A 21238-nucleotide genomic window follows, 5' to 3' on the forward strand; every position below is an offset into this window, starting at 1 on the left:
AATAGTAAAGCAATGCCAAATAAAAGTTATCGAAACGCGATTAAAGAAGCGATTGAATCAGAAATGCGCCGTGACCCAAGCGTGATTGTTGTCGGTGAAGATGTCCGTGGCGGGCATGGCGGTAAAAATACGGATGACAATAAACTCGAAGGCTTTGGCGGCGTACTTGGTGTCACCAAAGGGCTATGGACAGAGTTTGGCTCTGAGCGTGTGATCGATACCCCGATTACTGAATCTGCAATTATTGGAATGGCGGCAGGGGCTGCTGCAACAGGTTTACGACCTGTGGCTGACCTGATGTTTATGGACTTCTATGGCGTATGTCATGACATGTTGTATAACCAAGCGGCCAAATTTCGTTATATGTTTGGTGGAAAAGCCAAAGCGCCTTTGGTGGTTCGAGGCATGATCGGCGCAGGCTTTTCTGCTGCCGCGCAACATTCACAATCCCCGTATAACGTGTTTGCTGCTGTACCCGGTTTAAAAGTCGTGGTGCCATCCAGTGCATATGATGTAAAAGGCTTATTGATCCAAGCCATCCGTGATGATGATCCCGTGGTTTTTTGTGAACATAAATTGCTTTATGACATCAAAGGTGAAGTTCCAGATGAACCATATACCATCCCTTTTGGTGTAGCAAATTACACCCGTGAAGGAACCGATGTCACGATTATTGCACTAAGTTTAATGGTGCATCGTGCCAATGAAGTCGCGGATAAGCTTGCCAAGGAGGGGATTTCCGTCGAAGTTGTCGATCCACGAACGATTTCTCCATTGGATGAAGAAGGCATTTTAGAATCTGTCGCGTCAACAGGGCGTGTGGTGATTGTTGATGAGTCTGCTGCCCGTTGTGGTTTTGGGCATGATGTGGCTGCATTGATTGCACAAAAAGGCTTTCATTATCTCAAAGCACCCATTGAACTGGTGACACCACCGCATTCACCTGTGCCATTTTCACCCGTATTAGAAAAACAATGGCTACCAAGTGTAGAACGTATCGAACAGGCTGTACGTAAAACGTTGGAGGCTTAGGATGAGCGAAATTAAAACTTTAGAAATCCCAAAATGGGGTTTGTCGATGGAAGAGGGCACCATTGCCCAATGGTTGATTCAAGAAGGTGAGCAGTTTAGTAAAGGACAAGAAATTTGTGAAATTGAAACCACAAAAATCGTCAATGTCCTTGAAGCACCGTTTGATAGTACCTTGCGTAAAATCACTGCCAATAATGGCGATACTTTAGTGGTTGGCGGGATCATTGCAATTTGTGCAGATGCGCAAGTTTCTGATGCTGAAATTGATGCCTTTGCTCAATCTTTGGCTGGTGCACCTATTGTCAATGAAAGCAAAGCTGTTGAAGTGGTTACTGAAAAGCTGACAGCGACTCAGCCTGAAACCAAGACACAAGCTGTGCCTAAACCGAATCATACTGAGCAGGTATCAAAAGCTGTTGCCCAAAATGGCTATGTAATTCCTGCAGCATTACAAGGTTATCAACCTGTTGAGGATGTTTTTGCAACACCGCATGCCTTGAAATTGGCTGAAAAGCATCAAGTGAATTTGGCGCTGGTTTCAGGCTCAGGGCGTGAAGGTCGTATCAGTGTGCAAGACATTCAAACCGCAGTTCAAGCTGCGGGTGGATCATGGCCCGATATTCGACAGCAACCGAGTGGTAAAGTGGCGAAATCTAAAGCAGATGATAGCCAAGTGTTGGCAACACCAGTTGCACGTCGTTTAGCCAAACAATGGGGCATTAATTTACATGACTGCCGTGCCTCAGGCTCCAGAGGGCGTATTTGTAAGGAAGATGTTGAAGCAGTTTATCAGCGTGAAAACCCTGCACCTGCCCAAAACAGCGCTGATGTAACACTGACAGAAACTGCCAAGGTGACCACCGTTGCGATGAATGGTATGCGTAAAGCCATTGCTTTACGCTTACAGACAGCAAAACGCAATGCACCACACTTCCGTTTAACAGTTAATTTAAATGTAGATGCCATTCAGGGATTACGTCAGCAAATTAATGCCACTGTGCCGCAAGTGAAATTGTCAATCAATGACATGCTGATTAAAGCGGCAGCAGCTGCATTGATCAAAGTGCCGCAGGTCAATGTTCAGTTTGATGAAGAGAATCAGCAGATTTTGCAGTTTGATCAGGCGGATATCTCGGTTGCTGTAGCGATTGAGAATGGCCTTATCACTCCAATCATTAAAGCTGCCAATACCAAGTCTTTGGCACAAATTTCCAATGATATGCGTGATCTTGCAACACGTGCCAAAACCGGAAAATTGGCGCCTGATGAATTTCAGGGTGGCAGTTTCAGTATTTCGAATTTAGGTATGCTCGGCGTTCAACAGTTTGACGCGATTATTAATCCACCCCAAGGTGCGATTTTAGCTTTAGGTGCAGCAGAAAAACGGGCAATTGTTGAAAATGAGAGCATCGTGATTCGACAGATGGTGACCGCGACCTTGTCTTGTGATCATCGGGTGATTGATGGTGCGTTAGGCGCACAGTTCTTGGCAGCATTTAAGCAGTTTGTTGAAAATCCTGCATTGATTTTGGTGTAGGAGCATGAGCATGTCAGACACACAATTTGATCTTATTGTGATAGGCGCTGGTCCAGGGGGCTATGTGGCTGCGATTCGCGCAGCCCAACTGGGCTTAAAAACTGCCATTGTTGAAGAACAGCATTTGGGTGGTATCTGCCTAAATTGGGGCTGTATTCCAACCAAAGCTTTATTGAGTGGCGCGGCACTTGCACAGCAATTTAAACATTCACAACAGTTTGGTTTTTCTTTGGGTGCGATTGATTTTGATATCCAACAACTAGTACGTCATAGCCGTCAGGTGTCTGAACAATTGGTACAAGGGATTGGCCAATTACTGAAAAAGAATCAAGTTACTGTTTTTAATGCAAGCGCTCAATTTATCGCGAAAGAACGCTTAGAACTGACTGATGCAAAGGGGCAAAAACAACAGATTTCTGCACCGCATATTATTGTGGCAACGGGTGCTAGAGCCGCCAATTTAGCGCATGTTCCTGTCGATGGACAGCATGTATGGAGTTATAAAGAGGCCTTAATCCCAGAACAATTGCCGAAATCACTTTTGGTGATTGGTTCAGGGGCCATTGGCAGCGAGTTTGCCAGTTTATATCAAGACTTAGGTTGCCAAGTCACCTTGGTTGATATTGCCAAACAGATCCTACCCAGTGAAGACCTTGAAGTTGCCAAATATGTGCAAAAGCAATTTGAACAGCATGGCATGACGGTTTTAACTGAAGCGGCTGTACAAAACATCGAAATCGCCAAGGACCAAGTGCATTGTCATGTTGAAACTGCAACTGGTGTACAAATCATCACTGTTGAAAAAGTCCTTTCCGCAATCGGTGTGCAACCTAATACTCAAAATCTGGGTTTAGAAAGATTGGGTATTGAGTTTGAGCATGGTTTTATCAAAGTTGATCCATGGTGTAAGACCAATGTGGTTGGAGTGTATGCCATTGGTGATGTCGCAGGTGCACCATGCTTGGCACATAAAGCCAGTCATGAAGCAATTTTATGCGTGGAGAAAATTGCAGGGCTGGCACATGTACATGCTTTAGATCGTAGCCAAATTCCAGGGTGTATTTTTACCCATCCGCAGGTGGCAAGTATTGGGCTAAGCGAGCAAAAAGCCAAAGCAGCTGGTTTTACAATCAATGTGGGTAAATTCCCTTTACAAGCCAATGGTAAAGCTTTGGCTTTAGGCGAGACCACAGGATTTGTAAAAACCATTTTTAATCAAGAAACAGGGGAATTATTGGGGGCACATATGGTGGGGCATGAGGTCACTGAACATATTCAGGGCTTTGCCATCGCTAAATATTTAGAAGCCACTGATGAAAGCCTAGCACAGGTGATTTTCCCACATCCTACGTTATCTGAGGCGATGCATGAGTCGGTTTTATCGGCAATGCAACGTGCAATCCATATTTAAGGAGTCGCAACATGCCTAGAGGTCTAAACAATAAAGTCGCATTAATTACAGGTGCTGCACAGGGTATAGGACGCGGTATTGCTTTACGCTTGGCACAAGAGGGCGTACATATTGCCTTGGTTGATCTTCACCAAGAAAAGTTAACTGCTGTTCAGCAAGAGATTCAAGCATTTGGGGTAAAAGCCACCACATTTATTGCAGATGTTGCTGATCCTGTACAAATCAGCAGTGCGATTGATCATGCAGAATCGACATTAAATGGCTTTGATATCATCATTAATAATGCAGGGATTGCCCAAGTCCAAGCCTTGGCGGAGGTGAGTCCAGATGAATTTAATCGGATTATGAATATCAATGTCGGTGGTGTGCTGTGGGGGATTCAGGCCGCTGCCGATAAATTTAAACAACGCCAACATTCTGGCAAAATCATCAATGCATGTTCGATTGCTGGGCATGAGGGTTTTGCCTTGCTTGGTGTCTATTCAGCCACTAAATTTGCCGTTCGTGCCTTGACTCAAACCGCAGCAAAAGAATATGCCAGTGCTGGTATCACGGTAAATAGTTACTGTCCTGGTGTAGTTGGTACAGATATGTGGGTCGAGATAGATCAACGTTTTGCTGATATCACAGGTGCACCTGTTGGTGAAACTTATCAGAAATATGTGGATGGAATTGCTTTAGGACGTGCCGAAACCCCAAATGATGTTGCCGCATTGGTTGCTTTTCTAGCCAGTGAGGATGCCGACTATATTACTGGACAGTCAATTTTGACCGATGGCGGGATGGTTTATCGTTAATACTGGAATGAGGAATGCATCAATGAAAGCAGCTCGTTTTTATGATAAAGGGGATATCCGTATTGAGGATATTCCAGAACCACAGGTACAACCAGGAACTGTTGGAATCCAAGTCGCATGGTGTGGTATTTGTGGCACAGATTTACATGAATTTATCGATGGTCCAATTTTTATTCCTCCGTGTGGTCATCCGCACCCGATTTCGGGTGAAGCTGCACCCGTGACCATGGGGCATGAGTTTTCAGGTGTGGTGTACGCTGTAGGGGATGGCGTGGATGATATTCAGGTGGGGCAACATGTTGTGGTTGAGCCTTATATCATTGCTGATGATGTTCCGACTGGACCACATGACAATTATCACTTGTCAAAAAATATGAATTTTATTGGTCTAGGTGGTCGCGGTGGTGGGCTATCTGAAAAAATTGCGGTACAACGCCGTTGGGTACATCCCATTTCTGACCAAATTCCCTTGGATCAAGCCGCATTGATTGAACCTTTATCTGTCGGACATCATGCTTTTGTAAGAAGTGGAGCACAGTCAGGTGATATTGCCTTGGTTGGTGGAGCGGGCCCGATTGGATTGTTATTGTCTGCAATTTTAAAGGCCAAAGGCTTAACAGTCATCATTACCGAGCTCAGTGCAAAACGTAAAGAAAAAGCCTTAGAAGCAGGTGTTGCCGACTATGTGCTAGATCCGTCTCAAGTGGATGTTGTGGCTGAAGTAATGAAAATTACCCAAGACCGTGGAGTGGATGTGGCTTTTGAATGCAGTAGTGTCAATAAGGTCATGGATACACTGGTGGCAGCCATGAAACCGACCGGTGTGGTGGTGATAGTCTCAATCTGGAGTCATCCTGCAACGATTAATGTGCATAGTGTGGTGATGAAAGAGCTGGATATTCGCGGCACGATTGCCTATGTCAATGATCATCAAGAAACCATTCGCTTGGTTGAGCAAGGTAAAATTAATTTAGAACCTTTTATTACCCAAAGAATTGCTTTAGATGATTTGGTTTCGCAAGGCTTTGAAACCTTGATTCATAACAACGAATCTGCGGTTAAAATTATTGTGCATCCCTAGTAAATTGAGTGTGTCTTTATTCAATGCCAATATTGAGTCAGCAAGCAAATAATGAAAATGATCTGTGAACAAATATGAATGTTGTTCACAGATCGGTTTAAGCTGATTTCTGCTGTTGTATTAAGAGTTATTATCACTGAGCTTAACGTTGCTTTGTGAAGCCTTATTCTCTGATGCTTGATGAGCGCCCCAATTAAACTTTTGTGCACAAATCCCAAGACCTACGATAAGTAAGGCCAGTACACTGGTATATGCAACTTCTTTAAAATAAGTTCCTTCAATAACCATTGTAATTAATGCACCAATAATAAAGACAATCACCAGATAGGTCAGCCAAGGAAATAACCACATTTTAAATGGAATATGTTCACCTTCGGCTTCGAGTTTTTTACGTAACTTTAATTGTGAAAAAGCAATTGCGAGATATACATAGAGGGATACTGTACCTGTTGTCAGCATGAGTACATCATAAATATTCATACTTTCAGTCGCGGTAAAATAAACGGCAACGAATGAAAACAGACTCGAAAAAATGACGCCAATCCATGGGCTGTTATTACGATTGGTCAATGCAAAGCTCTTCGGTGCATCTCCTCGTTTAGAAAGCGAATATACCATGCGAGAGCAGGTGTAAAGCGCCGAGTTAAAGCAACTACATACTGAGGTTAACACCACAAAATTGACAATATGACGTGCTTCAGGAATACCCAGTGCTGTTAGGGTTACACTGTATGTCCCCCAAGTTGGATCTTTTAATAAAGGGTTGTTATGTGGAATTAAGCAAACAGTAATCAACATTGAGCCGACATAAAATAAAATGATCCGCCATACGATTGAATTGGATGCTTTGCGGATTTCTTTGGCTGGATTTTTGGTTTCAGCGGCTGCAACAGTCACAATTTCTGCGCCCATATAGGCAAACATTACACCGAGCAAGGCAGTAATGACTGAAGAAAAGCCATTCGGCATAAACCCTTCAGCTGTTAAATATGTAATACCACCGACCATAGCGGCATCACCCCAAGGCCATATATGCAAGATGGCTAAACTTCCGATCACCAAGAATAGAATAATGGCAATGACTTTGATTAAGGCAAACCAAAACTCAAATTCGCCATAGTTTTTAACATCGCGTAAATTAATCCAAACTAAACTTACAATAACAAGGAGCATATAGCCCCAAATGGGAATAAATGGAAACCAGTTATTGAGAATTTTGCCTGCAACAAAGGCTTCCCATCCCATCAGTAAAGTCCAAAAGGACCAATACAGCCAGCCAATCGAAAATCCAGCCCAACGACCAATGGCACGGTCTGCGTAAGTTGAAAATGAGCCACTGTCAGGATTCAGTACTGCCATTTCACCCAGCATACGCATGATCAGTAGAACCAATAATCCGCCGAAAGTGTAGGCAAGGATTGCAGCTGGTCCTGCATCGTAGATCACATTTCCAGAGCCAACAAATAATGCACCACCAATTACACCGGCAATCGAAATCATAGTGAGGTGGCGGGATTTAAGTCCATTTTTTAAGCCTTGTGACGAATCTAGCTTGGAAGCAGATTGATTTCCAGTCATATTATTTCCCTTAATATCAAGCATATAATTGCAGTTGAGCGCTATGCTATTTTTTAATGATCTATCCTTTGAAATGCAGCTAAATGATTAAGCACTGAATGAAGATGAGGTTAACTTTGCTCAATCGCATATTTTGTAAACAGGGGAAGGATTACCCTTTGGCGACTAAACTGTTTACATACTTTTTATGTATTCGATTAATTTGGCTTTTTTGTTATCAGGTGACGAGAGCCACTTTTTATCTATTCAAAGGAGCCAATTATTTTAAAAATGTGAAAAGGGCGAGGGAAAAAAATGTACAGAAAAATCAAGTTGCTCAATAAAATGAACAATATTCTATGGTTGTGTTGATGTTTTAAAGCGGCTAAAAATGAAGTTAAACTTTAAAATGAAATTTTAATGGATCTCTGATTTTTTAATGATTGAGCGTCGGAATACCAACATCACGTAAGCATTTCAGTAAAATACCGAAAGCGACAAAAATGGCTTGTTCATTAACACAGGCGAAACCGAGCAATAGACCTTTCTGTTGAGTAGAGTATTGTTTTGTATAGTATTGTGACAGTGCTCTGACTTTTACCCCTTGATCAAGCGCGTTCGATGCAATCAAGACATCATCACTGTGACTTGGTAATTTTAAAATAAGGTGTAAACCTGCTGCTGTATTGTATTCATGTAGGAAATCTTGACCTAAATGACGGTAAATTAAATCAATTAAAAATGCATGGCGTTTGCTATAAAGTAAACGCATACGTCGAATATGTGCGCCATAATGCCCCTCACGAATAAACTCAGCCAATACTTTTTGATCGATTAAATGTCCACCTCGATAGAGCTCTGCTGAGACGATGCGTAATGGTGAAAACAGTTTTTTGGGCACGACCAAATAACCAATACGTAGCGCTGGATAAATGGTTTTACTGAATGTTCCCATGTAAATGACGGGTGAATCTGGTTCTAAGCCTTGTAAAGAGGGATAGGGTTGTCCTGAAAATCTGAACTCACTGTCATAATCATCTTCAACAATCCAGCATTGATGTTGACGTGCAAACGCGATCAGCTGTTTTCTGCGTTCAAGACTTAGATGTGAACCCAATGGATACTGGTGAGATGGCGTAACGAAGATCAGCTTAGGCGGGCATTGAGGATGAAGGTCTGGAATAATCCCATCTTGGTCAACTGGCAGTGAACGTAGATTAACCCCATTAATGCGTAGAATATTGCGGGCTCCCCAATAAGCCGGGTCTTCGATCCAAACTTCATCACCGATATCAGTCAAGGTCCGCGAAACTAAATCAATAGCTTGGTGGGTACCTTCGGTAATGATGATTTGGTCTGCATCACATTGAACTGAACGCGCAATTTTGAGGTATTCCGCGAGTTCCTGACGTAGCTCCAAACTGCCACCAGCATTGCTATAAATTAATTGATTAATTTCTGGTTCACGGCTTAAACGGGTTTGAATTCGGCTAAAAATATGATGCGGAAATTCAGTTACATCAGGTTCGCCTGGTACAAATGCCCCCCATTGATAGGGTGATGCAGCGGAATAGCCGATTAAGTAAGAACCACGTTGAGATAAGCTGTAACTTTGCTGAGATTTTTTTTCTTGAATGGGCTGATGGGGATTTTCTGCTTTAACTAAAAAAGATTCAGGTAATTCGTCTGCGACCCAAGTCCCTTGTCCAGTACGGGCATTTACATAACCTTGTGCTTGTAATTGTTCATACGCGCTTAACACGGTATTGCGAGAAACTTTAATTTCTTTTGCCAAGTCACGCGATGCAGGTAAACGGGTTTTAGGTGCCAATACACCATCAATTATGGCATTGCGTAAGCAGCGAAATAGCCGTAACTGCAAGGTTCCATCGATATCTTGCTGCAATCGTTGTAGTAAATAATCTCCAAGCAAGCTACGCAATTGGCTCTCTCCTACAAATTGAAAATGGCTCTCGTGGGCACACTGTCAACACGTGCAAAATGATCTAGTCAGACCATGATTGTTAAAAAATTGCTTCATCTCTGGCTGAAAAATAGCAACCCGTAAATGGCAGAAAAAAATATACACAGATCTGACTAAAAGCCCAAGCAAAAAAATCAAGCTTATTTTTTAGCTCAGATTGTGCTGCTAAAACTTAGGGAATCGTAAATATCAACAAGGCTACATCATTTTTAGTTTTTTGCAGTCGCGAGGAAATGCGTCTACATACAAAAATAGGATCATATAATGAACAAGATAGTGAGCGATTTTACACATAAGCAACAAGGGGCAATTACTTGGAATAATGATCTTCAGCCATCTGCATATTTTGATGCACTTAGCGAAGATCAATTTAGCAAAAAGAGAGGTATGCTGAACTGCCAGAAGTGGAGTCTAAGGCCTGATATTCCAGTAAAATTGATTTTGTTGGTTACGCTGCTCAGCGTAATGACGGTATCTACGGCTATTTATGCTGAGGATCTTTCTTGGGGAAATGCTGATACGGCATTGGGGAAACTGACGGTGTCAGGGTGGGTACGTGCGAATTACCAAGATAAAGATTATTCGGACAGTGACCATAAATTAAAGTTTAACGCTGCGAAACTCGATTTAAAATATGATGCCAAGACCTTGTTTGGTGGCGTGGAATATCGCTGCTATCAAAATGATACCTTGTGTGATTTTTCAACTTTGGTCAATGCCAATCTTGGTTATAAGTTAAGTGATACGAGCAGGATTAGGCTTGGACTACAGGATATGCCTTTTGGTATAGGTCGTTTCTGGACCAGTAGTTGGTACGGGAGTTTATTGGACAATGCCGGTTTAGAAGATGTGCATAATTTAGGAATCAATTGGCAGCAGCAACTCAGCACCAATACTGTTTTGGACTTGGCTTATTTTGCTCGTGATGGTGGAAGTTTTGCAGGAGGTGGTGGAGATTCAGCGCGTTATGCAGCCAATTATGTTGAGCCTGAAAATACAACGACAGAGAATATCGAAGAAAAAAATATGTGGGTTGCACGGATTAATCAGAAAATTCAGTTCGATGATTATCCTGTTCAATTCAATGTAGGGGGATCGTATTGGTATTCGGATTTGGAAAATAATAGTAATGGGCAAACGGGTCATCGTCATGCATGGAATGTTTTTGGTCGCTTAAATTACCAAAAGGCGAATTTAACCTTGACCGCTGGGCAGAATCGTAGTGATACCAAGTCATTAAACGCTACAGATTATACAACGGTTGGTTCATTTGAATCTAAATATTTTGTTGCCAACAAAAGCAACTACTATGTAGCGAATATTGATTATCATATCAATGATTTTTATAGAGATTATGATATTACCCCTTATTATAGCTATACCGTGTTTGATAAAAATAAGTCAGATTTTGCCACATCAACCCGGCAAATCCTCGGTGCACATATGGACATAAAGCAATTTTCGTTAGCAGCAGAATATATCGTGGGGAAAAATGATGTATTTATTGGTGGTGATGCCAATTCTCTAGCAAAGGGCGATGCATCGGGGCAGAGTAAACTCCTTAATTTACTGTTTATTTATAGTTTTTAGTTTTTTCGCATAACTTAAACAATGGCACCTTTTAAAAGGTGCCATTTTTTTATCAGCTAATTTTAAAGCTAAGATTTATCCGTATTTATTGAATTTTAATTTTTTAAAAAATAGAGCAAGTGTATACATTGGCTCTCTCGCACTTAATTAAAGTGGCTCTCGTTTCATACCCATAAAAGCGCACAATAAGACAAATCAACATGTCATTTGCATATCATCAATTGGGTGATATGGATGCTGAAATTTTATCATGTATGAATCAAGATTGAGGATATAAAATGGACAGTAAACACTCTGCTTTGAATACGCGTAAACAGCAGGCAACACCTCGAGGAGTTGGTGTCATGTGTCAATGGTATGCGGAGAAAGCAGAAAATGCGACAATTTGGGATCTTGAAGGCAATCAATTTATCGATTTTGCTGGTGGAATTGCGGTACTAAACACAGGTCATCGTCATCCTAAAATTATTGCTGCTGTTACTGAACAATTAACAAAATTTACCCATACAGCATATCAAGTTGTACCTTATGAAAGTTATGTATCTCTTGCCGAGCGTATTAATCAACGCGCCCCGATAGATGGTCCTGCAAAAACTTCATTCTTTTCTACGGGCGCAGAAGCTGTAGAAAATGCAGTAAAAATTGCCCGTTCATATACACGTCGCCACGGTATTGTAACTTTTGGAAATGGATTCCATGGTCGCTCATTTATGACCATGGCAATGACAGGTAAAACAGCACCTTATAAACGTGATTTCGGTGTGATGCCTGGAGGCGTTTTCCATGCGCGTTATCCAGTGGCGTCGAAAGGCATTACGATTGATGACGCAATTCAAAGCATTGAAGATATTTTTGCTGAAGATATTGCTGCACATGATGTGGCTGCAATTGTACTTGAACCTGTGCAAGGGGAAGGTGGCTTCAATGTGGCCCCAGCGGAATTCTTAACGCGTTTACGTGCACTATGTGACTTGCATGGTATTTTGCTGATCGCAGATGAGGTTCAGTCTGGTTTTGCACGCACAGGCAAATTATTTGCTATGAATTACTATGAAACTAAAGCTGACCTCATCACTATGGCAAAAAGCTTAGGTGGTGGTTTCCCTATCTCAGGTGTAGTTGGTCGTGCTGATGTGATGGATGCACCGAATCCTGGCGGGTTAGGCGGTACTTATGCGGGCAGTCCAATTGCGGTTGCTGCAGCACATGCAGTTATTGATGTTATTGAAAGTGAAAATCTATGTGATCGCGCCAATGTATTGGGTGCTGAGTTGGTTTCAGTATTAAATACAATTAAGGCCACCACCAGCATTGTTACCGATATTCGCGCTTTGGGTTCAATGGTTGCAATTGAACTAGAAACAGCTGAACAAGCAAAAGCTATACAGACGCATGCAATGGAAAATGGCTTACTGATTTTAACTTGTGGCCGCAATGGTAATGTCATTCGTTTCTTATACCCATTAACAATTCCAACAGCGCAATTCAAAGATGGTCTCGCTATTTTAAAACAAGGGTTTGCAACGCTGGTTGCAGCATAACTGGTTGCATCATAAGAAATGGGAGATTGAAATGCTTCAAGATCATTTGAAATATTTATTACAGCATGCAGATATTCACTTTGAACAACCGTTAAATGGTGGTTACATCGAAGTGAGTGATGCTGCAACTCATGTGCCATTAGCATGGGTGAAAGCATATGATCGTCAGGCGGTCGAACAAGCAATTATCCGTTCACAAGCTGCACAAAGAATGTGGAAAGCAAAAACAGCCTTGCAGCGTGCGGATGTGTTGTGGGCATGGTACAACTTGATTTTGCAAAATCAGGAGCAACTCGCACAAATTTTGACCGCAGAGCAAGGTAAGCCTTTGTTGGAAGCACGTGGTGAAATTACTTATGCGGCATCATTTATTCGCTGGTTTGCCGAACAGGCGCGTCGTATTGATGGTGAGGTACTGACCCCAACACAGCCAAATCAGCGTTTGCTGGTTATTAAGCAAGCGATTGGGGTAACAGCTGCGATTACGCCATGGAATTTCCCTGCGGCGATGATTACCCGTAAAGCTGCGCCTGCCATTGCTGCGGGTTGTTCGATGCTGGTTAAGCCTGCGGAGCAAACGCCATTAACGGCGTATGCTTTAGAAGTCTTGGCAGTGCAAGCGGGTTTGCCACAAGATGTATTGCTTCATATCAGTGGTGATGCAATTGAAGTTGGTAAAACACTGTGTGAAAGTGATACTGTTAAAAAGTTGAGTTTTACGGGTTCAACTCAAGTGGGCCGTATTTTAATGCAACAGTGTGCGCCAACAATCAAAAAATTATCACTGGAGCTTGGTGGCAACGCACCAGTACTGGTTTTTGATGATGCCAATCTGGAACAAGCCGTACAAGGCATTATGCTGAGTAAATTCCGCAATAGTGGTCAGACCTGTGTTTGCGCGAATCGTATCTATGTACAAGATGGTATTTACGATGCATTGGCTGAAAAATTGACGGCTGCTGTGGCGAACTTACAAGTTGGCGATGGTCGTCAAGAAGGCTCAACTCAAGGCCCTTTAATTGATGAAGATGCTGTTGCTAAAGTGCAATCACATATTGCAGATGCAATCAGCAAAGGGGCACAGATTAAAATTGGCGGAAAACGTTCAAGTTTAGGCGGAACTTTCTTTGAGCCGACGGTGTTAACTGAGGTGACTCAAGACATGCACGTTGCAAAGCAAGAAACCTTTGGTCCTTTGGCTGCATTATTCCGTTTCAGCAATGAAGAACAAGCTGTGGCAATGGCAAATGATACTGAGTTTGGACTGGCGACTTATGTGTTTACACAGAGTTCAGCACGTCAATGGCGTGTAGGTGAAGCATTGGAATATGGCATGGTTGGTATTAATACTGGTGCTATTTCAAATGAAGTTGCGCCATTTGGTGGAATCAAACAATCAGGTCTGGGACGTGAAGGTTCTAAATTTGGTATTGATGAATATCTCGAAATGAAATATCTATGTGTGGATTTATCTGCATAAATACGTTCTTTTCATCATGCTTTATACTTTTTTAAAAATCAGTTTTGTCCATTCAAGACTGATTTTTTTAATTTAGGGAAAATTTAATTTGTAGCTTAGCCATTGCACAATGATCTTAGCGAATCAGCTGTTAAAGACAGCCTGAATCTATAAAGTCTTATATCTGGTTATTTTAAATCATCTCTTTCATTGATCATGGTTAGTGCCCCAATGATTAATGCTTCCATACTCTGGATAAATTCCGCCTCCATTTCTGCTTCTTCAGCGGCACGTTGGGTGTCTTTAATCGGTTCTTTACCCGCTACAGAATAAATCGTATCTGCAACCGCGATACAGTGAAATGCAATGGTTGCATTTAACCAGCCCGCCTGCTTTTCAGAAAGAGAATAAGCCGCCGCAACTTGATGATGATGTTTTTCAATTTTGGCAATCATTGAAGGTGTAGATGCCATGCGACGAATTAAATAGGGGGTAAAACCAGGGTTGGACTTCACCAGTTCCCGAATTGAATGCATAAATTCAAACAGGTATTGTTTTAATGGAATCGGATTTTTTTCTAAAGGCTGCGGTATTTCCCAACGAATAAAAATTTCTTCTGCAATCAAATATTTAAGATCTTCTAAACTGGCAATATGTTTGTATAACGCCATATGACTGACCCCAAGTGCAGCTGCAACGCCAACAAATGTAAGGTTCAATAAACCGATCTCAATCCCAGCATTCATGATGCGTTCATGGGTGATGGTACGTGGGCGACCGCGAGAAGACGGTTTGCTCAGAGAAGACATATTTATTCCGTAAAAATTAATTTTTTAATGTTGCCATGTGAATGGATGAGGGTCAAATCGTTTACTTTGCTTAATTAGTTTACTACAATGCAACTAAATCTATTGATATTAATTCTCATTATTGTTTGATGGCATATCTAGCGGAGTTTTAGTCAGAATCAACTGACCAAAAGCAGATGGATATGAACGATCAGACACAGGATTTTTACTGTTATGTGTGCAAGTCATGTAAAAGAAGTTCAGGCTCAGTATTCAAATCCATTGAATTTTATATTGCATCCAATTCGGCTCAAGTTAATTCTGGCTTCGGTCACAGCAGCGGTTGGTTCAATGCTCACCTTGGTGCCTTTGATCGCGATTACATGGGTGATCAGTACTATATTTACCGAAGTAACTACACTTGGTGGAGCACAACAGGGTGACGATAAAATCCTATGGATGATGTTACTCAGTATCGGGTGTTTGTTGCTCGGCATGTTTTTGTTGACTGTCAGTGAGTTAATCGCGCATTTGGCGGATCATGAAATTACTGGGCAATTGCAAAGCAATATAACCCAGCATCTGACTCAAGTTCCTCTGGGTTGGTTTACAGGCAGAAGTTCGGGAGAAGTTAAACAAATCATGCAGGATGACATTGGTCTGTTGCATAGTTTAACTGCACATTTTTATCCCGCTGTTGGACGTGCATTCGGCACAATTAGTGTTGCTGTAATTTTTCTATTGATGATGGATTGGCGCATGGCAATTTTAGCATTGTTGCCATTTTTAGGCTTTGTCATATTTTTACGTAAGGCCATGCGTGCTAGTGAAAATAATATTCAGCAATTTGCCACTCAGCTGGGTCAGATCAATAGTGCCGCTGTTGAATTTATTCATGCGATACCCGTCGTCAAAACCTTTGGCAAAACTGGTCAGGCTTCACAGGGCTATCAGCAGGCCGTTCATTCCTTTGCAGATGCTTTTCGAATATTTACTCGTCCCTTAGTCAAATCTATGGCGCATGCCCATGCGATGATTTCACCGATCACCATCTTAGGTGTTGTACTGCTGAGTGGAACACTATTGATTTCTTTGGGTTGGCTTAAACCCATAAATTTACTGCCTTTTATGTTGATTACACCAACCATCTGTGCCCCTGTTTTATTGTTGCATACCTTATTACATGATCTACAGGCCAGTCAGGCTGCCGCGCAGCGAATTTTGGCATTATTGGATACACCAGTATTGCCAATGGCTATAGGAAATCCAAAATTACAGATTAAAGACAGCAGTATTGATTTTCATCAAGTCAGCTATGGCTATACAGCGCAGCATCAAGTGCTATCGGATCTGAATTTTTCACTTAAGTCTGGAACCATCACTGCAATTGTCGGTCCATCGGGTGCAGGGAAGTCAACCATTGCTCAGCTGTTGCTTCGCTTTTTTGATCCTGTTGCAGGAAAGATCATGCTTGGTGGCGTAGATCTACGCGATATTCAAACCACCACACTTTATCAACAGATCGGATTTGTTTTGCAGGATACCCGTCTCATTCATGCCAGTGTACGTGACAATATTGCACTCGGACGTCTAAATGCTAGCCAACAAGAAATAGAACACGCAGCAAAGGCGGCAAATATTCATGATCGAATTATGGCGTTGCCGCAGGGCTATCAATCTATTGTGGGGAAAGATGCCCAGTTGTCAGGAGGGGAACGACAAAGGATCAGTATTGCCAGAGCAATTTTACTGGACCCCCCGATATTGGTGCTGGACGAGGCCACAGCTGCCGCTGATATTGAAAATGAAATTGCAATTCAGGATGCACTTTCAAAATTTGCTCAAGGTCGAACCCTTTTAGTTATTGCACATCGTTTAGATACCATTATGAATGCTGACCAAATTCTTGTCCTTGATCAAGGACAAATTGTTGAACAGGGGACCCATGAAGCGTTGTTCGCTCAGCAAGGTTTATATCACCAATTATGGTCCTATACCGAAAAGCATGTTCACACGCAAATGGGAGAAGCATCATGCTAAAAACCTTTTCTCAATTGCTGGGTGATGATGTCACTATTCTTCACCGTTATCTGGCGATGGCAGTTGTATATGCTGTGTTTTGTGGCCTGAGCTTGATCATGTTGGCGTTGATTTTGTCTCAATTGATGCTTGCTAATCTTGATCAAATGGCGCTTTGGCTGATCTTATTATTTTTTGCAATCATCCTGTGTTGGTGTCTTCGCCGCGTAGTGGAGCAAATGGGAATTGCGGTTGGTATTGCTGTTTTAGAAAATGCCCGTCTGCGTTTGGGGCATCATGCCGCAAGTCTACCAGTCGGTTGGTTTACCCAACAAAATACCACTCAATTCAATCATCTTGTCACTCAAGGCATGATGTCGGTTGCACAATTACCAGCACACGTTTTTACCCCTGTGATTAGCAGTGTGATCACGCCTTTGGTCATTGTCATCGCATTGTTATGTATACATGGTGTGTTCGGCTTAATTGCATTGGTTGCGCTTCCGTTGATTGTGCTGGTCTTTAGATTGACCAGCAAAATTGCTCGTTTTACAGATGAGCGATACCAACAGAGTTTTGCTGAAACAAGCCAACGTATGGTGGAGTTCGCGCAAGCTCAATCCGTTTTACGTGCTTTTAATGGTGAAGGTCGTAGCACCCGATTTATTCATCAAGCTGTAGACCAGCAACGACATTTCGGTTTAAAGCTTATTTTAATGTCGTCCTTATCTGCGGTATTGAATAGCTGGGCCATTCAAATTGTGTTTGCGCTATTTTTGATTGTTACGGTGTTTTGGCTAAACATCCACAGCGCAAATCAGCTCTTATTGGCAGACATTGTTAACATTACCGTTTCACTGCTCCTCGTTTGTCGATTTATTGACACCTTGCTTGAGGTTGCAAGCTATAGCGAAGTATTGCGTAGTGCAGGCAGTCAACTTGAAGCCATACAACAGATTTTTAACGCCAAAGCATTAGCACAAGTTGAGATTTCTAAAAGCCCCAATGATGCATCGATTGAATTTAAAAATGTTCAATTCCGTTATGCAGAGGATGAGCCTGATGTCTTAAAGGGTGTGGATTTATATATCCCTTCAGGCAGTATGATGGCGCTGATAGGTGCTTCTGGTTCTGGAAAAACCACTTTAGCCAAGCTCGTTGCTCGTTTTTTTGATGTCAATCAAGGGCAAGTGCTGTTAGGTGGGGTGGATGTCAAGCAATTACGTTATGAACAACTGACTACACAGATCAGTCAAATCTTCCAAGACAACTATTTGTTTTCGGGCTCGATTGCTCAGAATATTCGTATGGGTAAAGCCAATGCAACCGATGAACAGGTGATGCAGGCAGTCCAGCAAGCGGGCATCACAGAAATGTTGGCGCGCCTTCCTGATGGTCTTGAAAGCATGGTGGGAGAGGGTGGTGTACGACTATCAGGCGGTGAACGACAACGGATTACCATTGCACGCGCATTGATTAAAGACGCACCTATTCTTTTGGTGGATGAAGCAACTGCTGCTTTAGATGCAGAAAATCAGGCGATTATTTGTGAATTGCTGAATCGCTTACGGGGTCAAAAAACAATATTGGTGATCGCACATCAACTCTCGACAATTGCTGCTGCAGATCACATCGCGGTATTGGAAAAAGGCCGAGTGATTGAGCAGGGAACACCCGCACAATTACGCTTGTTGCATGGACATTATGCCCGTTATTTAGCGCAGGGGCAGGCGGTTAAAGGATGGCGACTAGGCAAAAATGTACAGGTCGGAGAGCATGCCTAATGCCTGTCGTTTTATTGTTGCTGTTTGGTATGTTGTGCATCGCATCCTTACTGCTGGGTGCTCAGCAAATCGCATGGTCAGATTTATTTTCTGCATCCAGTGATGCATGGCTCACCCTTAGTGCAAGTCGGATTCCACGTTTGATCACGATTGTATTAACGGGTGTGGGCTTGTCAGTGTGTGGTGTGATCTTACAGCATATTGTCCGAAATCGTTTTGTTGAACCGGGTACAACTGGGAGTTTGGATGCAGCCAAGCTTGGAATTTTAGTGTCATTAACGCTTATTCCAGCCGCAAGTGTGCTCAGTAAAATGCTGTTTGCGATGCTTTTTTGTTTTCTTGCCAGTCTGATTTATATCGCCATCATTCGCCGTATCCAATTTAGGAATACCGTTTTAGTGCCCGTGATTGGTTTGATGTATGGCGGCATATTGAGTGCATTGGCAGAGTTCTATGCTTATCGCAATAATATTTTGCAGAGCATGCAAGGCTGGCTGATGGGGGACTTTTCAAGAGTCATTCAAGGCCACTATGAAATGATTTATATCATCTTGCCCATCGTGGTACTGAGCTATGTTTTTGCTCATCGCTTTACGGTACTGGGGATGGGCGAGGAGATGGCCTCAAGTCTGGGGCTAGGCTATGCAAGGATGGCTGCAATTGGTTTGTTGCTGGTTGCAATCACTTCTGCAGCAACGGTGATTACCGTTGGCGCTATTCCTTTTGTCGGATTGGTGGTTCCCAATCTGGTTGCCTTGATGTATGGCGAAAACTTGGCAAAAACCTTACCCATTGTGGCTTTGGCAGGTGCTTCTTTACTGCTGGTCTGTGACCTTATCGGACGCTCTGTACTTTATCCCTTTGAAGTGCCTATCGGTTTAACTGCTGGTGGTGTTGGTGGGGTTTTATTCCTGATATTGATTCTGAGGGGGCTTCGATCGTGACAAAGTTGAAGCTATCGCTGCTGGTATTCGGCGTACTGGTGCTGGCGGTATTGTTTGTCTTTCTAAATGCAGGATTAGATTTTGCTTATGTCATTCCGCAACGGCTGGTTCGGCTCGCCACCATCGTGCTTGGCGGAATATGTGTTGCATTTTCTTCGATTATCTTTCAGACCATCGTCGGCAATCGTATTTTAACCCCATCCATCATGGGCTATGAAACCGTCTATTTGTTATGGCAGGTCATGTTGCTGTTTTTTCTTGGCACTTCTGGATTGTCATGGCTGGGTTTAAATGGAAATTTCTTTGTTTCAATCTTGCTGATGCTGTTTTATTCGTGGGCAATGCACCGTTGGTTGCTGACCCGAGTGCGCAATGATGTCTTTCAACTGCTGTTATTTGGTTTAGTACTCACTATGGTGATTAGTACCGTCACTCAGTTTATCCAGCTCAAAATAAGCCCCGGTGAGTTTTCAGTATTTCAAGGGCTCAGCTATGCGTCATTTAATCGTTCTCAACCTGAAACATTAATTTATGCAGTGGTGACGGTCGTTATGGTTCTTGGGTTACTGAGAAAAAAATATGCTGTTTGGGATGTGATGGTGCTCGGTCGTGAACAGGCAATTTCATTGGGGATTGATCATCATCAATACGTCAAATTTTATCTTGCCTTGATTGCGATCTTGGTTGCAATTTCAACCAGCTTGATTGGCCCTACCGCATTTATGGGGGTGTTTATTGCCAATATTGCTTATGCACTCGCTGGAACGCATCAACATAAATTTACCTTAGTTATCGGCTGTGTTGTTGCGATCGCCATATTTATTCTCGCTCAGATTTTAGTTGAGCATGTTTTTAATTATAAAACGACAGTCAGTATTTTAGTCAATTTGGTATGTGGTGTGTACTTTCTTGTACTGACAGTTCGTGCCAGAGGTGTTTCATGATTAGGGTGCGTAATATCCATAAAGCCTATGGGGGAAAAAATGTGCTTTCGGATGTCAATATTGAATTTCCTGAAAAGCAGGTGACTTCACTCATTGGTCCAAATGGAGCGGGTAAATCGACTTTATTGATGATGCTGGCAAATTTATCGAGCCCTGATCAAGGTCAAATTTTATTTCAGCAGAAAGATATTACCCAGATCCGAACGGCTGAATATGCCAAATATGTTGCAACCTTACGACAGTCTCCAAGCTTTAACTTACGCATGAGCGTAGAAGAACTGGTGTCTTTTGGGCGGTTCCCTTATAGCGGTGGTGCTTTGACCGCAAACGATCATCAGGTGATTGATGAGGCGATTCAATTTCTAAATTTAGAAGCATTACGTAAAGCCTATATCGATGAATTGAGTGGAGGCCAACGGCAGATGGCTTTTCTGGCGATGACCATTGCTCAGCAGACTGAGGTGCTTTTATTGGACGAGCCTTTAAATAACCTTGATATGAAACATGCTGTTCAGATCATGCATGCATTACGTCGATTATGTGATGAACAGGGGCGTACCGTGATTCTGGTGATTCATGACATCAATTTTGCAGCGAATTATTCTGACCATATTGTTGCCTTGAAGAACGGCAAACTACGTTTTAGTGGCCCAGTCAAACAGGTGATTACTGCGCAACAATTAGATGATTTGTATGAACTTGATTTTGAAATTACCTACAGTGAACAAGGCTGTATGTGCAACTACTTCAACTCAACAGGAGCTTGAATA

Annotated in this window: 16 protein-coding genes; 13 read left to right on the top strand and 3 right to left on the bottom strand. The window is 42.4% G+C overall.

The window, feature by feature from the left end; genetic code table 11:
• Positions 1 to 12 precede the first annotated feature (12 nt).
• The 5 genes from L3V46_RS05235 to L3V46_RS05255 are packed head-to-tail and all read left to right on the top strand — an operon-like array spanning position 13 to position 5858.
• Complete coding sequence (locus tag L3V46_RS05235; protein WP_004717558.1) at positions 13 to 1032, top strand: alpha-ketoacid dehydrogenase subunit beta; 1020 nt, start codon at positions 13 to 15, stop codon at positions 1030 to 1032.
• A gap of 1 nt (position 1033) precedes the next feature.
• Positions 1034 to 2569, top strand: a complete 1536-nt coding sequence (locus L3V46_RS05240; RefSeq protein WP_239045118.1) for a 2-oxo acid dehydrogenase subunit E2 — start codon at positions 1034 to 1036, stop codon at positions 2567 to 2569.
• Positions 2570 to 2579: 10 nt separating this feature from the next.
• Positions 2580 to 3980, top strand: a complete 1401-nt coding sequence (gene lpdA, locus L3V46_RS05245; protein WP_239045119.1) for a dihydrolipoyl dehydrogenase — start codon at positions 2580 to 2582, stop codon at positions 3978 to 3980.
• An 11-nt stretch (positions 3981 to 3991) separates the two neighbouring features.
• Entirely contained in the window at positions 3992 to 4777 is a 786-nt protein-coding gene (locus tag L3V46_RS05250; protein ID WP_239045120.1) for an acetoin reductase, read from the top strand.
• Positions 4778 to 4799: 22 nt separating this feature from the next.
• Positions 4800 to 5858 (top strand): 2,3-butanediol dehydrogenase, encoded by a 1059-nt coding sequence (locus tag L3V46_RS05255; RefSeq protein WP_056513081.1) that lies wholly within the window; start codon positions 4800 to 4802, stop codon positions 5856 to 5858.
• A 120-nt stretch (positions 5859 to 5978) separates the two neighbouring features.
• On the opposite strand, the gene L3V46_RS05260 is transcribed toward L3V46_RS05255, so the two are convergent.
• Together L3V46_RS05260 and L3V46_RS05265 are read right to left on the bottom strand one after the other, a co-directional pair.
• A complete protein-coding gene (locus tag L3V46_RS05260) occupies positions 5979 to 7436 on the bottom strand; it encodes an amino acid permease (RefSeq protein WP_239045121.1) in 1458 nt (485 codons plus the stop codon).
• A 415-nt stretch (positions 7437 to 7851) separates the two neighbouring features.
• On the bottom strand, positions 7852 to 9357 hold the full coding sequence (locus tag L3V46_RS05265; RefSeq protein WP_004823419.1) for a PLP-dependent aminotransferase family protein: 1506 nt from the start codon (positions 9355 to 9357) through the stop codon (positions 7852 to 7854).
• Between the two features lie 306 nt (positions 9358 to 9663).
• Between L3V46_RS05265 and L3V46_RS05270 the strand changes: the two genes are divergently transcribed.
• The 3 genes from L3V46_RS05270 (at position 9664) to L3V46_RS05280 (ending at position 14010) form a co-directional block, all read left to right on the top strand.
• The gene (locus L3V46_RS05270; protein WP_239045122.1) at positions 9664 to 10989 is read left to right on the top strand and encodes a hypothetical protein; all 1326 of its coding nucleotides are present in this window, start codon (positions 9664 to 9666) and stop codon (positions 10987 to 10989) included.
• A gap of 278 nt (positions 10990 to 11267) precedes the next feature.
• Positions 11268 to 12530: a 4-aminobutyrate--2-oxoglutarate transaminase gene (gene gabT, locus L3V46_RS05275; protein WP_239045123.1), complete on the top strand. Its 1263-nt coding sequence runs from the start codon at positions 11268 to 11270 to the stop codon at positions 12528 to 12530.
• A 31-nt stretch (positions 12531 to 12561) separates the two neighbouring features.
• Positions 12562 to 14010, top strand: coding sequence for an NAD-dependent succinate-semialdehyde dehydrogenase (locus L3V46_RS05280; RefSeq protein ID WP_239045124.1), 1449 nt, complete (start codon positions 12562 to 12564; stop codon positions 14008 to 14010).
• A 167-nt stretch (positions 14011 to 14177) separates the two neighbouring features.
• On the opposite strand, the gene L3V46_RS05285 is transcribed toward L3V46_RS05280, so the two are convergent.
• Positions 14178 to 14798: a TetR/AcrR family transcriptional regulator gene (locus L3V46_RS05285; RefSeq protein WP_209827401.1), complete on the bottom strand. Its 621-nt coding sequence runs from the start codon at positions 14796 to 14798 to the stop codon at positions 14178 to 14180.
• A gap of 213 nt (positions 14799 to 15011) precedes the next feature.
• On the opposite strand from L3V46_RS05285, the gene L3V46_RS05290 reads away from it, so the two are divergent.
• The 5 genes from L3V46_RS05290 to L3V46_RS05310 are packed head-to-tail and all read left to right on the top strand — an operon-like array spanning position 15012 to position 21235.
• A complete protein-coding gene (locus L3V46_RS05290; RefSeq protein WP_239045125.1) occupies positions 15012 to 16817 on the top strand; it encodes an ABC transporter ATP-binding protein in 1806 nt (601 codons plus the stop codon).
• Positions 16811 to 18580 (top strand): ABC transporter ATP-binding protein, encoded by a 1770-nt coding sequence (locus tag L3V46_RS05295; protein WP_239045126.1) that lies wholly within the window; start codon positions 16811 to 16813, stop codon positions 18578 to 18580. Before L3V46_RS05290 ends, L3V46_RS05295 begins: the two co-directional genes overlap by 7 nt.
• Positions 18580 to 19524 carry an iron chelate uptake ABC transporter family permease subunit gene (locus L3V46_RS05300; protein WP_239045127.1) on the top strand — a complete coding sequence of 315 codons (945 nt, stop codon included), beginning with the start codon at positions 18580 to 18582 and terminating at the stop codon, positions 19522 to 19524. Before L3V46_RS05295 ends, L3V46_RS05300 begins: the two co-directional genes overlap by 1 nt.
• A complete protein-coding gene (locus L3V46_RS05305) occupies positions 19521 to 20468 on the top strand; it encodes an iron chelate uptake ABC transporter family permease subunit (protein WP_239045128.1) in 948 nt (315 codons plus the stop codon). Before L3V46_RS05300 ends, L3V46_RS05305 begins: the two co-directional genes overlap by 4 nt.
• Positions 20465 to 21235 (top strand): ATP-binding cassette domain-containing protein, encoded by a 771-nt coding sequence (locus L3V46_RS05310; protein WP_239045129.1) that lies wholly within the window; start codon positions 20465 to 20467, stop codon positions 21233 to 21235. Before L3V46_RS05305 ends, L3V46_RS05310 begins: the two co-directional genes overlap by 4 nt.
• Positions 21236 to 21238 lie beyond the last annotated feature (3 nt).

Origin of the sequence: Acinetobacter sp. AG3 (assembly GCF_022343575.1) — a bacterium.
In the GTDB taxonomy this organism is placed as follows: domain Bacteria; phylum Pseudomonadota; class Gammaproteobacteria; order Pseudomonadales; family Moraxellaceae; genus Acinetobacter; species Acinetobacter guillouiae.